General features: G+C 56.5%; 14 protein-coding genes and 1 pseudogene. 8 read left to right on the top strand and 7 right to left on the bottom strand.

The genetic code is table 11. The features are described 5' to 3' along the window. Together ACR0IY_RS11980 and ACR0IY_RS11975 are read right to left on the bottom strand one after the other, a co-directional pair. Positions 1-224: pseudogene (locus ACR0IY_RS11980) on the bottom strand (hypothetical protein); the annotation flags it as partial. 54 nt (positions 225-278) lie between these two features. Next, the gene (locus tag ACR0IY_RS11975) at positions 279-992 is read right to left on the bottom strand and encodes a uroporphyrinogen-III synthase (protein WP_480673513.1); all 714 of its coding nucleotides are present in this window, start codon (positions 990-992) and stop codon (positions 279-281) included. Between the two features lie 97 nt (positions 993-1,089). On the opposite strand from ACR0IY_RS11975, the gene tsaD reads away from it, so the two are divergent. The 5 genes from tsaD (at position 1,090) to ACR0IY_RS11950 (ending at position 5,337) form a co-directional block, all read left to right on the top strand. After that, positions 1,090-2,187, top strand: a complete 1,098-nt coding sequence (gene tsaD / locus ACR0IY_RS11970) for a tRNA (adenosine(37)-N6)-threonylcarbamoyltransferase complex transferase subunit TsaD (protein WP_480673511.1) — start codon at positions 1,090-1,092, stop codon at positions 2,185-2,187. Beyond that, positions 2,184-3,146: an NAD(P)H-dependent glycerol-3-phosphate dehydrogenase gene (locus ACR0IY_RS11965; protein WP_480673509.1), complete on the top strand. Its 963-nt coding sequence runs from the start codon at positions 2,184-2,186 to the stop codon at positions 3,144-3,146. The genes tsaD and ACR0IY_RS11965 overlap by 4 nt, the downstream gene beginning before the upstream one ends. 1 nt (position 3,147) lies before the next feature. Further along, positions 3,148-3,417: a YciI family protein gene (locus ACR0IY_RS11960; protein WP_480673507.1), complete on the top strand. Its 270-nt coding sequence runs from the start codon at positions 3,148-3,150 to the stop codon at positions 3,415-3,417. Then, positions 3,417-3,839 carry an EVE domain-containing protein gene (locus ACR0IY_RS11955; RefSeq protein ID WP_480673505.1) on the top strand — a complete coding sequence of 141 codons (423 nt, stop codon included), beginning with the start codon at positions 3,417-3,419 and terminating at the stop codon, positions 3,837-3,839. The genes ACR0IY_RS11960 and ACR0IY_RS11955 overlap by 1 nt, the downstream gene beginning before the upstream one ends. Positions 3,840-4,002: 163 nt before the next feature. Further along, the gene (locus tag ACR0IY_RS11950) at positions 4,003-5,337 is read left to right on the top strand and encodes a hypothetical protein (RefSeq protein WP_480673502.1); all 1,335 of its coding nucleotides are present in this window, start codon (positions 4,003-4,005) and stop codon (positions 5,335-5,337) included. 199 nt (positions 5,338-5,536) lie between these two features. Here ACR0IY_RS11950 and ACR0IY_RS11945 read toward each other — a convergent pair whose 3' ends face one another. Continuing rightward, positions 5,537-5,878 carry a DUF2853 family protein gene (locus tag ACR0IY_RS11945; RefSeq protein ID WP_480673500.1) on the bottom strand — a complete coding sequence of 114 codons (342 nt, stop codon included), beginning with the start codon at positions 5,876-5,878 and terminating at the stop codon, positions 5,537-5,539. A gap of 210 nt (positions 5,879-6,088) precedes the next feature. On the opposite strand from ACR0IY_RS11945, the gene ACR0IY_RS11940 reads away from it, so the two are divergent. Continuing rightward, a complete protein-coding gene (locus ACR0IY_RS11940) occupies positions 6,089-6,736 on the top strand; it encodes a DUF899 family protein (protein ID WP_480673498.1) in 648 nt (215 codons plus the stop codon). A 56-nt stretch (positions 6,737-6,792) separates the two neighbouring features. Here the strand turns inward: ACR0IY_RS11940 and ahcY are convergent, their stop codons facing one another. Beyond that, a complete protein-coding gene (gene ahcY / locus ACR0IY_RS11935; RefSeq protein WP_480673496.1) occupies positions 6,793-8,181 on the bottom strand; it encodes an adenosylhomocysteinase in 1,389 nt (462 codons plus the stop codon). Positions 8,182-8,283: 102 nt separating this feature from the next. Further along, entirely contained in the window at positions 8,284-8,598 is a 315-nt protein-coding gene (locus tag ACR0IY_RS11930; protein WP_480673494.1) for a hypothetical protein, read from the bottom strand. A gap of 206 nt (positions 8,599-8,804) precedes the next feature. Here ACR0IY_RS11930 and ACR0IY_RS11925 point away from each other — a divergent pair, with 206 nt between their 5' ends. Next, positions 8,805-9,398 (top strand): HD domain-containing protein, encoded by a 594-nt coding sequence (locus ACR0IY_RS11925; RefSeq protein WP_480673492.1) that lies wholly within the window; start codon positions 8,805-8,807, stop codon positions 9,396-9,398. A 514-nt stretch (positions 9,399-9,912) separates the two neighbouring features. Here ACR0IY_RS11925 and ACR0IY_RS11920 read toward each other — a convergent pair. Then, positions 9,913-10,467, bottom strand: coding sequence for an ActR/PrrA/RegA family redox response regulator transcription factor (locus ACR0IY_RS11920; protein ID WP_142637470.1), 555 nt, complete (start codon positions 10,465-10,467; stop codon positions 9,913-9,915). Between the two features lie 76 nt (positions 10,468-10,543). Next, positions 10,544-11,164 (bottom strand): SCO family protein, encoded by a 621-nt coding sequence (locus ACR0IY_RS11915; protein WP_480673490.1) that lies wholly within the window; start codon positions 11,162-11,164, stop codon positions 10,544-10,546. A gap of 92 nt (positions 11,165-11,256) precedes the next feature. On the opposite strand from ACR0IY_RS11915, the gene regB reads away from it, so the two are divergent. Next, on the top strand, positions 11,257-12,654 hold the full coding sequence (regB, locus tag ACR0IY_RS11910) for a sensor histidine kinase RegB (RefSeq protein ID WP_480673488.1): 1,398 nt from the start codon (positions 11,257-11,259) through the stop codon (positions 12,652-12,654). The last annotated feature ends 37 nt before the right edge of the window (positions 12,655-12,691 follow it).

Genomic DNA, 12,691 nt, shown 5'->3' with positions numbered 1-12,691 from the left:
GCTTCGGCTTCGGCTTCGGCTTCGGCTTCGGCTTCGGCTTCGGCTTCGGCTTCGGCTTCGGCTTCGGCTTCGGCTTCGGCTTCGGCTTCGGCTTCGGAAAGGGCCTCTTCTAGCGCATCTTCCGCGTCAAGGGTTGCGTCTTCCGGTGTTGGGCCGGACTCAATCACATCATCCGATTTGGGATCTTCCACCGGCTTTTCATCGGATTTCTTTTTCCCAGCCACCGCAACATTCCCCTTATCGAATCCAATTTCACATGAATAACAGACCAGCCTAAGTTAATCGGTGGCCTCGCCGCCCTCAACCCGCATCGCATGTTTTACAAGCTTTTTCACAGCTTTCCGCATTTTCTTGGGGGTTGGTTCTTTGGCAATTTTCAGCCGCGCATAGTCCAATGAATAAAGGGATTCGGCCGTGGCGTCGCTGATGGCGGCCAGCCACAGGGGCGCAGACCCGGTCCAAATGTCGGCAAAATGTCGCGCCGTGCGCGGCGAAAAAATGGGGGCAATCACCGGCGTTGCACCGCAGGCCGCAGCTATGGCCTGGGATGTCAGCGGTAACAGGCTTTGTTGGTACACCGGCTGCTCACGGACGGTCAGCCCCGACTCGGTCAGGCGGGTGGCGATGTCGCCCCGGCTGTGTTCGCCGCGCAGATGCAGCAAAGGACTGTCGGGCCGATATTGTAACAAATGGGCTACCAACTCTTCCGCAGTTGTGCCGACCATCTGCGCCGCCCACCCCGCCCCAATAGCTGTTTGGGTGGTCGCCGAGCCTACGCAATAGGCGGGCACTTCACGCTCCAGACCCAAGGATACCGCGGCATTCACGGCATTTGCCGACGTAAAAATTAGCCCCTTCATGCCACGCATATCGACCTCGACCCTCAACGATCTGATATCGAGAATCGGAGAATAGATGACCTGGACCCGGGAAATAGTTCGGGCAGGCAGCTGCGCGACAAACCTTTCAGAGGCGGCGCGCGGGCGGGTCATCAACAAATACAACGGTCGGCGCCCCCGGCCTTGGGATTGTTTGCGTCGGCGCAGGGTGATACCCCGCTTGGCAATCAAGATGTAACGGATCGGGCCAATGGTGCAAACACTTACCGTTCTCGGGTTGGAAAGCAGCTGTGACGACACAGCAGCCGCAGTCGTGCGCCAATCTGGTGCCGAGGTGGCCGAGGTGTTGTCCTCGGTGGTGCATGGCCAGACCGAATTGCACAGCGCTTTTGGTGGCGTGGTCCCCGAGATTGCCGCACGGGCGCATGCGGAAAAACTGGATATTTGCGTTGTTCAGGCGCTGGACGCTGCAGGGCTGACTTTGGGTGACATGGATGCCATTGCGGTAACCGCCGGGCCGGGCCTGATCGGTGGTGTGATTTCCGGTGTCATGTGTGCCAAGGGTTTAAGCGCGGCCACCGGCCTGCCGCTGGTTGGAGTGAATCATTTGGCCGGTCACGCCCTGACCCCACGCCTGACCGATGGGATCACCTTTCCTTACCTAATGCTGTTGGTATCGGGCGGACATTGCCAGTACCTGATCGTACACGGGCCAGAACGCTTCACCCGTCTAGGCGGCACCATCGACGACGCACCGGGCGAAGCTTTCGACAAGACCGCCCGTTTGCTGGGTCTGCCGCAACCCGGTGGTCCCTCAGTCGAAACCGAAGCGAGGTCGGGCGATCCCAAGCGATTCCGGTTTCCCCGGCCTCTGCTGGACCGGCCTGGATGTGATCTGTCTTTCTCTGGGCTCAAAACCGCGTTGATGCGGATGCGAGACCAAATCGTTGCCGAAAAAGGCGGCCTGACACGCCAAGACCGCGCTGATCTATGTGCCGGGTTTCAGCAGGCTATCGTAGACACGCTTGCCGAAAAAACCCGCCGCGCGATGGACCTGTATCTGGACGAAAACCCATCCGAGCCGGTGATCGCCGTGGCCGGGGGGGTGGCAGCCAATTCCCCCATTCGAGCTGCGTTAGAGACTGTTTGCGCCGAAAAAGGCGCGCGCTTCACCGCGCCACCCCTTGCTTTGTGCACCGACAATGCGGCGATGATTGCCTATGCCGGGTTAGAGCGGTTTCGCACCGGTGCACGGGATGGACTGGACCTGACGGCCCGGCCGCGCTGGCCATTGGACCAGACCAGCCCCGCCATGTTGGGCGGCGGCAAGAAAGGAGCCAAGGCATGAGCGTTTCCGTACTGGGATCGGGTGCGTTTGGTACGGCGCTGGCAATCTCGCTGGCCGGAAACGGACCGGTCACTTTGTGGGCACGCAACCCCAAGCACGCCCAGATCATGCAGCACCGCCGCGAGAATATTGAACGCCTGCCAAATGTGACCTTGCCGAACAACGTATCGATTACGCCTGACATTCAAGACGCGGTCGCGGCCGATGTTTTGTTACTGGCCGTTCCGATGCAGAAGCTACGCGCGGCACTGACGGAACATGCCGCAGCTTTGGCGGAAAAAACTCTGGTCGCCTGCTGTAAAGGGATCGAACTGACAACAGGGCTTGGTCCTATTTCTGTGATCAGGCAGACAATCCCCGATGCGCACCCTGCCCTTTTGACCGGACCCAGCTTTGCCGATGACATCGCGCGTGGCCTTCCCACGGCCCTGACGCTGGCCTGCGCTGACACCGATCTGAACCACAGCCTGCAGCACCAGCTGACCACCACCAATCTGCGACTTTACCGTACCACCGACGTGGTGGGGGCCGAGCTAGGCGGAGCATTGAAAAACGTCATGGCTATCGGATGCGGGGCCGCCATCGGTGCTGGTCTGGGTGACAGCGCCCGCGCTGCCCTGATGACGCGCGGCTTTGCCGAGATGCAGCGGTTCGCCCTGATGCGCGGAGCACAGTCCGATACTCTGATGGGCTTGTCCGGGCTGGGGGATCTGGTGCTGACCTGTTCGTCCGAACTGTCCAGAAATTACCGTTTTGGCCTGTCTTTGGGTCTAAACCGAGATTTTGACAGCCACACCACCGTCGAAGGCGTCGCCACCGCGCGCGCCATGTCTCAGATCGCCAAGACTGAGGGGCTGGACATGCCTATAAGTGCCACAGTGGCAGACCTGAGCCACGGTACATACAGTGTGACCGAGGCCATTCAAACCCTGCTCAATCGACCCCTCAAGGAGGAATAACATGCTAATCGCCCTCATCGCCAAAGACAAGGATGGCGCCCTGCAAACCCGGCTGGATAACCGCGCTGCCCATCTGACCTATATCGAGGAAACCGGCGTTGTTGCACAGGCCGGACCTTTGCTTGACGGCGATGCGATGATCGGTTCGCTCATTATCCTCGAGGTCGAGGATATGGCCGCCGCGCAAGGCTGGGCCGACAATGACCCCTATGCCAAGGCCGGGCTGTTTCAGTCCGTCGATCTGATAACCTGGAAGAAGGTTATAGGCTGATGGCATATTGGCTGTTCAAATCCGAACCCTCGACCTGGAGCTGGGATCAACAGGTTGCCAAAGGGGATGTAGGCGAAGAATGGGACGGCGTGCGCAACTATCAGGCGCGCAACTTCATGCGCCAAATGGCTATAGGCGATCGTGGATTTTTTTACCACTCGCAAAAGGACAAGGCGATCGTTGGAATCGTCGAGGTTTGCGCCGAAGCCCACCCGGACAGCACCACCGACGATGACCGCTGGGAATGTGTGGATATCACGGCGGTTCGACCCTTCTCCTCGCCGGTCACGCTGGACCAGATCAAGGCCGATGAACGACTGACCGAAATGGTGCTGGTGAAAAACTCGCGCCTGTCGGTTCAGCCGGTCAGCGCCGAGGAATGGGCCGTGATCTGCGCCCTCGGAGGGACCGACGCAGGCTGACACCATCGGCCGGTACAGGCCAAAACCTTCTCAAAGACCCGGAAAAATGTTATTATTTCCGGTCTACGCCGAATTGGGGGCTGATAAGCTGCGGTTTTTCGACAATCGCAAGCCCGGCGGTGTGGGCCAAATACAGTTCGATCTTTTGTGAAAGTTTGAACCCATGTCTGACGCTGAAGACAGCAGTGGGACATTCGAAGACGCCGGTGCTGTACGCGAAACGAAAACCTGGGAAGCCCGTCTGGAAGAGGCGCGGAAACAACGGGCAAGTGCTCTTGCCGAGGCCAATGGGTCTGCGCGAGCAAAATCCGCACCAGAAGGTGCCGAAATCACGGATCTGTTTCCGTCCCAAAAAAAGCGGCCCGAGAGTACGGCCGTGGATCGCCCTCACATACTTACCCAGCCAAAAGAGCCAAAGCGGCAAAAAAGACACCTGCGAGGAGTTGCCATCGTCATGGCAGCCATGTTCTTTGGGGCTTTCCTGCATTGGACCGCAAACAGGATCGAAATCGACTGGCAGGCTATAGCTCAACAGTGGGGCATTGCAGAAAACCCTTCGTCCCAAGCGCCGCCGACGAATGAGGGGCCGACATCCGCTACCGATCCGGTTATTTTGAGCTCTGATCGAACTTCTCAGGAATTTCAGGGCGACGAGAAGGAAGGGGTTCTGTCTTTTGCTTCAGAACCTGGCGTTTCTTCAGAAGTATCAGACTGGAATACCGAAGAGGTTTTGGACGGGGAGCTCCCAAATATGTATGTCAGCTCGCCACTGTCAGAAGGGTCAGGGGACACATCTTTGAATGATGCAGTCCAGACCAAGCCGCTTTCGCAAAACACTGCCCAATCAGAATCGACCGAACAGGCAGCACAGACTTTGCCGGAAGGTCCATTCGATCCTCCGCTATTATATGTTCCCTCAGAGTGGGCAAAGGTTCCGCAGCTCCATTCCGGCACCGCATCACCGGTAAGTTCTCCGGCACCCGAGAACACGTTTGCCAAGATCACTGGCACGCCAGCTCTGTTCACGTCATTCCCCGATGCCTCAGAAATAAACGACCAGGTTTTACAGAATTTGCTGGTTTCAACATCTCCCTCCAATTTCGAAGTCAAGCCGCTGCCAATTTCACCGCGCAATGCGACATTGGATGTTTCGCTGTTTGTGCCGGCCAGGGTTTCGGGGGACGCCAGCGATAAAGCACTGCAGGCGCTTGCGACGGGGCGGGCAAATATTGTTGCGACTGCAAGGGTTCCTTACTCGGTCAGGGAAACTCAGGTTCGTTTTTACCACCCGACTGATGCGGAAATCGCGGAACTTGCCGCCGCTGCACTTGGGGGTGTTTCAAGGGATTTCACAAACTCAAACAGCAAGACCCGGCCTGGTCATGTTGAGGTTTACTTGGCTGGCAGCGGAGGCGGCCAGCAAAGAAACTCAGGCTCAAGACCAAGAAGTTTCGACGAATTCATAGCCCGTCTTCTGGATGAACTCAGACAAAATTAGGGAAGGTTCCGACGGATGCAGAACCTTCCCTACCCCCGCGTGCTCCCTACTCACCACACGCGTATGGAAATCTTTGGCTCTGACCGTCCTAGTCACAGTCTGATACTATGCGAGATCGGGCGGTCCACACAAAGGCCAAGTGCATAAAATTGGATTCACCCGCCAGAGATCTGACGGGTGCTGCAAAAATCAATTACGCTCAGCCGTAGACGGATTCTTTGCCAAAATGCTTGGTCAGCATGTAATAGACCACCGCACGGTACTTGTTGCGCTCGGACATGCCATAAGTTTCCAGCACCTTGTTGATCGCTTCCGTCAACTCCGGCCCATCCGATAGACCCAGCTTTTTGATCAGGAAGTTGTTCTTGACCGTTTCGATCTCACCTTCCTGACTGGCGGCCACAGTGGAGGCATCAGCATCATAGATGGCCGGGCCACAGCCTATGGTGACTTTGGTCAACAGATCCATATCTGCGTCCATTCCGCATTTGGACTTCAGATCTTCTGCATATTTGGCGATCAATTCGTCGCGTTTTCCCATGAAGTAATCTCCTGAAAGGCAGCAAAAGCCGCGATTGGTCACGTCCTGAAACAGGTGCAAGCAGGTTAATCACGAGATTTTCCCCCACAAAGGGAAAAATTTATCACTTTCCCCCTAAACGAAATTACCCTTATCAGCCTGTCCCGATTGGTTTGATTTTTGCTTCTTTTTAATTTAACATTATTGTTAAATATTAAGCAGGAGAATCCCATGCCCGTGACTTTCCCAAATGAAACAGCAGATTACAGAGCAGCCCGAGCAACCCTTCTGGCGGCCGAGGTTGAACTACGCGGAAGAATTGAAGACGTGGCCGCCCTGCGCCGCGCCTTACCAAAAGGTGGCGATATACCTGAGGACTATGTCTTTCACACTCTTTCCAACGAGCCAGCCCCCTTATCATCGATTTTCGGTGCCCGAGACACTTTGGTCATCTACTCATTGATGTATGGGCCAGATGCGACCACGCCCTGCCCGATGTGTTCGGCATTTCTGGATGGGCTGAACGGGCAGATTGCCCATCTCTCACAAAGCGTCTCGATCGCTGTCGTGGCACAAAACACGCCGCAAAAACTCGGTGATCTCAGGACAGCGATGGGCTGGCACAATCTTCCGCTCTATTCCGCCCTTGGTACGACGTATCAACGCGACTACCTGGCCGAAAATGGTGAGGGAAACCAGTTACCGATCCTAAACGTGTTTCACCGTGATGCGCGTGGAATTCATCATTTCTGGGGATCAGAAATGTTTTTCGAGCCCAGCAATTGGCATCCACGTCACGTGGATTCCGCCTGGCCATTGTGGAATATCCTGGACCTCACACCCGAAGGGCGCGGCGATTTCATCCCACCGTTGCGATGACCCCAAAACAAAAAATGGCGGCCCCCAAGGGACCGCCGTTCAATCTTGAGCCGGTATCAGTAGCGATAGTGTTCCGGCTTGTAGGGGCCTTCCGGTTTCACACCGATATAGGCCGCCTGTTCACTGTCCATTTGCGTCAGCTTCACACCAATGCGGTCCAGATGCAGGCGGGCTACTTTTTCATCCAGATGTTTGGGCAGAATGTAAACCTCGTTGTTGTACTGATCGCCTTTGGTGAACAGTTCGATCTGGGCCAGAACCTGGTTGGTGAACGAGGCCGACATAACAAATGAGGGATGCCCGGTGGCATTGCCGAGGTTCAGCAGGCGACCTTCAGACAGGAGGATGATGCGGTTGCCCGAGGGCATCTCGATCATATCCACCTGTTCCTTGATGTTGGTCCACTTGTGGTTCTTCAGGCTTGCGACCTGAATTTCGTTGTCGAAGTGACCAATGTTGCCGACGATGGCCATATCCTTCATCTCGCGCATATGCTCGATGCGGATCACGTCCTTGTTGCCGGTGGTGGTGATGAAGATATCGGCGCGGGCAACTTCGTCTTCCAGCAGGGTGACTTCGAACCCGTCCATAGCCGCCTGCAGGGCGCAAATTGGGTCGACCTCGGTGACTTTCACACGGGCACCCGCGCCACGCAGCGAGGCGGCGGAACCTTTGCCTACATCGCCATAGCCGCAAACGACGGCAACCTTACCGGCCATCATGGTGTCGGTGGCGCGGCGGATACCGTCAACCAGCGATTCCTTGCAGCCATACTTGTTGTCAAATTTCGACTTGGTGACCGAGTCGTTTACGTTGATTGCCGGGAACGGCAGGTGTCCGTCCTTCACCAACTGATACAGGCGGTTCACACCTGTGGTGGTTTCCTCGGACACACCCTGGATCTGGTCACGCATTTTGGTGAACCAACCGGGGCTTGCAGCCATACGCTTGGCGATCTGCTTTTTGATCACCTCTTCCTCTTCGGAAGACGGCACGGGGATGATGTCCTCACCGGCTTCGGCACGAGCCCCCAACAGGATGTACAGCGTCGCGTCGCCGCCATCGTCCAGGATCATGTTGGGGCCGTCTTCGAACAGGAAGGATTTGTCCAGATAGTCCCAATGCTCTTCCAGTGTCTGGCCTTTGATGGCGAACACCGGAATGCCGGCTTCGGCGATGGCAGCCGCCGCATGGTCCTGGGTCGAAAAGATGTTGCACGATGCCCAGCGCACATCCGCGCCCAGTGCCACCAGCGTTTCAATCAGAACGGCAGTCTGGATGGTCATATGCAGCGAGCCGACAATACGCGCGCCTTTCAGTGGCTTTGCTTCGCCGTATTCCGCACGCAGGGCCATCAGGCCCGGCATCTCGGTTTCGGCGATATCCAGTTCCTTGCGGCCAAACCCGGCCAGCGAAATGTCTTTGACGATATAGTCCCCGGCCATCAGGTGCTCCATTCCGGTAAATCACAGTCTGGCCTGCCCGTAGCACTCCTAAGGGCAGGTGGCAACGCGGATAGCCGGAAACGGGGTGTTCCACCGCTAAAATCAGCTGGGTTGACCCTTCAGTTTAATCTTTGGGATCGCTTCAAAAAAATCTGTGCCAACGGCGACAATACAACTAATGCCATTCGCGCGGGTCACCAGAACCGTGTAGCTTCCGGTTTCCTTCGAGGTCCACACCTCCATAACTGCTTGCGCGCCGCGGGTTTTCTGCAAACCGCCAAAGGTCAGCTCTTCCGAATAGCTGTCCTGCAGCTTGGCGATGACGTGATCGCGCTGCGCACAAGTGCTGGCAAGGGCGGGCGGTGCGGTGGCGGCCATTCCGAATGTCATGGCAATTGCAAAGAGACGTTTGAACATAGCATGCTCCTTTCGATACGTGTTTCGGTTCGAGAGGGGCACACTGGGAGGAGTATGCACCCCCCTCAGTCCATTATGTCGGGATCGAAACGTGCCGGTTCAAAGCACGAATGCTCAAGAAATTGTTGGCAGCAAGTGATCCAGACAGGTACATCATAGCATAAAAATGCGGCTTAATCGCGGCCCATTGGATGAGGCATGGTATAATGGCAACACAACCCAGGGCATGGCAGCGGATGTTATCGGGTCGCAGGCTGGACCTGCTGGACCCGACCCCAGTGGATATTGAGATCGAGGATATCGCCCACGGACTGGCCTTTGTGGCGCGCTGGAACGGGCAAACGGACGGTGATTTCGCCTATTCCGTGGCCGAGCACTCCCTACTGGTCGAAGAGCTTTTCGGCCGGATTGCCCCCAAAGCCCCGGCAAAATGGAGGCTCGCGGCTTTGTTACATGACGCGCCAGAATATGTGATCGGAGATATGATCTCGCCGGTCAAATCCGCCGTTGGCCCTGATTACGGCGCGCTGGATGACAGGCTGGCGGCGGCGATCCACATCCGGTTCGGATTGCCTGCCGAGGTGCCGAAAACGGTGAAACGGCAGATCAAAAAGGCCGACAAAATCAGCGCCTGGATGGAGGCCACCCAGATTGCCGGGTTTTCCGAGGCGGAGGCGTCCAAGTTCTTTGGTCGGCCAGATAAGGCTGTGATGGAGGGGCTGACGATCACGTTGCGCCCGCCGGTCGAGGTGCGGGAGGCTTATATGGCACGACACGGGCAATTATTGACAATATTATAATTTTTCATGTTGCGACAACGTCTGGTTCCGCAGAATTTCGAACTTGTATCTAACGAGGGTAAAATTAAAACTTAACAGAAATCGGGAAATCGCCATAAGCTGGCGTTTTCTGAAGTTGCAGGGGAAAACACGCCCACGTCGTAAGCCGGCCTTTCAGCATTTCGCAGCAATTTTGAGCAATAATTCTCTGCTAGACTTGCTGCAAAATCTCTGTCTTTAACCGTTAGATCGATGTTCCCATGCCCCGTAACGACAATCTCTGAAACGAGGTGGTCGTCTATTACGACATGTGGAGCGTTTTCGATGACAGTTCTGTCATCAGTGGTTAGTCATCCAATAGCAATAGAATGATTTGAGAAGCTCAAATCATATTGCTCATCTTCGATTTCCACTTGAGTTGATCTATCAATCCTAGGTCCTGAAAACCTGTTCATGTTTGACGGTGTGCAGGCCGCGAGCACACAGGTGCACGCTATGATACGAACAACAACCCAGATAAAGCCAGGTTTTGACGTCACCGTGGACTGCGCTTCGCCAATATCCGCTGCAACGTCCGGCGGTGCATGTTCAGGCGGCGGGCGGTCTCAGAGACGTTCCGGTCACACAGCTCATAGACCCGCTGGATATGCTCCCAACGGACACGGTCCGCGCTCATGGGGTTTTCCGGTGGCGGGGGCAGTTCGTCGCCCTTGGCCAGCAGCGCGTTGGTGATGTCGGTGGCGTCGGCGGGTTTTGACAGATAGTCGGTTGCGCCGATCTTGACGGCGGCTACGGCGGTGGCAATCGCGCCATATCCGGTCAGAACCACAACCCGGCTGTCAGGGCGCTTTTCACGTAGCACTTCGACCACATCCAACCCGTTGCCGTCCTCAAGCCGTAAATCGACAACGGCATAAGCGGGCGGACGGGCGGTAGAGATGGCGCGGCCTGCGGCGACGGAGCCTGCGGTTTCAACCTCGAACCCGCGTTTTTCCATGGCCTTAGCCAGACGTCTCAGAAACGGCTCGTCATCATCCACCAGAAGTAGGGATTTATCGGGGCCGATATCGAGGTCAGAGCTGTCCGCCATATTCTGTTCTTTCCGCTATTTCACGCCTTTGGCTTAAACATGAGTAATAGCAGCGCCATTCCAAAGGTCAAACGCATCAGAGCTTGTCCAGAAAGCACCCAACCTTGTCAGCCATTTGCTCAGCCGTGTCGTCGCGGTTGAAAAACTCAAGGAAACCGTCCTCGGGTGTCATCAGATAGGTAAAGGTGGAATGATCGACCAGATAATACTCGTCGCTTTGATCATGGGCCTTGTAATAGGTCTTGTAGGCCTGACTGGCAGCCTTGACCTGTTCGGGCGTTCCGGTCAGCGCGATGGTCTTGCCACCCAGGTTGAAGGCATAGTCACCCACCACTTCGGGCTTATCGCGTTGTGGGTCGATCGAGATGAACAGAGGCGTCACAGACTGGCCGCGCTCGGCCAGGATATCCACAGCCTCGGCATTGCGGGACATGTCGAAGGGGCAGACATCAGGGCAGAAAGTATAGCCGAAATACACGAGCGTCGGCTCGGTAATCACGTCCGCGTCTGTGACCGTTTCACCTTTGCCGTTGATCAACTCAAACGGCCCGCCGATGGCCGCGGCGCCCCCTGCAATCTGGCTGGACCGGCACTGCGCGAACTTGTCGCCTGACCCGGCCCCGCGCGTCAGCAGCCACATGGCCCCAAGGCCGACGGCCAGAACAACGGTTGCAAGGATGGCGTAAAGGCGGATCATGACACTTGTCCTGATATGAGAGGGCTTGTTGATCGTTTCGGCCGGGACACCTATCAAGTTGATCAGCCGATGCAACAGGACATAATAGACCGATGGCGAATTCCAACATCACATTCTGGCGGGGACAGGAACGCAGCAGCTGGATTCGGCTGCGCACGCTGATCCTGTTGCGCTGGGTGGCCATCATTGGCCAGTTCACAGCGATCACCGTCGCGCAGCAGTACTATCACGTTCAGCTGGAACTGGCGCTGTGTTATCTGGCCATCGGCGTGTCGGTTATGGGCAACATGACCGCCATTCTACTGTTCCCACAGAACAAGCGGCTGACCGAGTTCGAAAACTTCCTGATGGTTCTCTTCGATCTGTTGCAGCTGTCTATCCTGCTATACCTGACCGGCGGCCTGAACAACCCGTTCGCGTTGCTGCTGCTGGGACCGGTAACAATCTCGGCCAATGTCATGAGCACGCGCTCGACCCTGATTGTAGGGGGTGTTGCAATTGTACTGGCGACCTTGCTGGCGGAATTTCATCTGCCATTGCGCACCGATGCGAATGTGGTGCTTCAGATCCCCGATATCCTGCTGTTCGGAAACTGGGCGGCAGTTGTGATTGCCATCGTCTTTATCGGGGCCTATTCCCACCGCGTCAGCTCCGAGGTGCAGTCCATGTCCGAAGCGCTTGCCGCCACCCACATGGCTTTGGCGCGAGAACAGAAACTGACCGATCTGGGTGGCGTCGTTGCCGCAGCCGCACATGAGCTGGGCACACCTTTGGCTACAATCAAGCTGACAAGTTCCGAGTTGATCGAAGAGCTGGACGACCGCCCCGACCTGAAAGACGACGCAGCCCTGATCCGTGAACAGGCCAACCGCTGCCGAGACATCCTGCGGGATATGGGCCGCGCTGGCAAAGATGACCTGCATTTGCGGCAGGCGCCCTTGTCCACGGTCATTCACGAGGCAGCCGAACCGCATATCAACCGGGGCAAGTTCGTACATTTTCTGGAAGGCCCGGCCGAGGACGGTGATGTCCAGCAGCCCTCGATCCTGCGCAAGCCCGAGATCATTCACGGGCTGCGCAACCTGATCCAGAATGCGGTGGATTTCGCCCGCGCCAATGTCTGGGTCGAGGCCGAATGGACCACCGATCAAATCACCATCAACATAATGGATGACGGGCACGGTTATCCCGCGCAGATGATAGGCCGGATCGGAGACCCTTTCATGCGTCGCCGCCGGGCGGAAACCGACAAACGTGCCCGCCCGGAATACGAAGGGATGGGTTTGGGTCTTTTCATTGCCAAAACACTTCTGGAACGCAGCGGTGCGGCGCTGAATTTCGCAAATGGCTCGGACCCCTATCAAAACCTGTCCAATAATCCTGAACGCAGGGGTGCTATCGTCCGGGTTTCTTGGCCGCGCAATCTGGTGGACGCACAAACAGGAGATACCCCTGTCCCCTCTGGTGCCAACCAACACATTCAGGTCTGAGTTAAGACCCCGTTAACCAATTGATCGCATAGTCCCT

It is taken from the genome of Ruegeria sp. BC1, from assembly GCF_056539305.1.
The sequence above is the reverse complement of the archived record's forward strand: the minus strand, read 5'-3'. Positions and strand labels throughout refer to the sequence as shown.

What these genes read in the sequence shown, in the direction of transcription:
- ACR0IY_RS11960 (WP_480673507.1), top strand. Translation starts at nt 3,148, where the DNA reads ATGCTAATCGCCCTCATCGCCAAAGACAAGGATGGCGCCCTGCAAACC.
- ACR0IY_RS11930 (WP_480673494.1), bottom strand. Translation starts at nt 8,598, where the DNA reads ATGTTCAAACGTCTCTTTGCAATTGCCATGACATTCGGAATGGCCGCC.
- ACR0IY_RS11965 (WP_480673509.1), top strand. Translation starts at nt 2,184, where the DNA reads ATGAGCGTTTCCGTACTGGGATCGGGTGCGTTTGGTACGGCGCTGGCA.
- ACR0IY_RS11920 (WP_142637470.1), bottom strand. Translation starts at nt 10,467, where the DNA reads ATGGCGGACAGCTCTGACCTCGATATCGGCCCCGATAAATCCCTACTT.
- ACR0IY_RS11945 (WP_480673500.1), bottom strand. Translation starts at nt 5,878, where the DNA reads ATGGGAAAACGCGACGAATTGATCGCCAAATATGCAGAAGATCTGAAG.
- ACR0IY_RS11915 (WP_480673490.1), bottom strand. Translation starts at nt 11,164, where the DNA reads ATGATCCGCCTTTACGCCATCCTTGCAACCGTTGTTCTGGCCGTCGGC.
- ACR0IY_RS11950 (WP_480673502.1), top strand. Translation starts at nt 4,003, where the DNA reads ATGTCTGACGCTGAAGACAGCAGTGGGACATTCGAAGACGCCGGTGCT.
- regB (WP_480673488.1), top strand. Translation starts at nt 11,257, where the DNA reads ATGGCGAATTCCAACATCACATTCTGGCGGGGACAGGAACGCAGCAGC.
- ACR0IY_RS11955 (WP_480673505.1), top strand. Translation starts at nt 3,417, where the DNA reads ATGGCATATTGGCTGTTCAAATCCGAACCCTCGACCTGGAGCTGGGAT.
- ACR0IY_RS11975 (WP_480673513.1), bottom strand. Translation starts at nt 992, where the DNA reads ATGACCCGCCCGCGCGCCGCCTCTGAAAGGTTTGTCGCGCAGCTGCCT.
- ACR0IY_RS11925 (WP_480673492.1), top strand. Translation starts at nt 8,805, where the DNA reads ATGGCAACACAACCCAGGGCATGGCAGCGGATGTTATCGGGTCGCAGG.
- ACR0IY_RS11940 (WP_480673498.1), top strand. Translation starts at nt 6,089, where the DNA reads ATGCCCGTGACTTTCCCAAATGAAACAGCAGATTACAGAGCAGCCCGA.
- tsaD (WP_480673511.1), top strand. Translation starts at nt 1,090, where the DNA reads ATGGTGCAAACACTTACCGTTCTCGGGTTGGAAAGCAGCTGTGACGAC.
- ahcY (WP_480673496.1), bottom strand. Translation starts at nt 8,181, where the DNA reads ATGGCCGGGGACTATATCGTCAAAGACATTTCGCTGGCCGGGTTTGGC.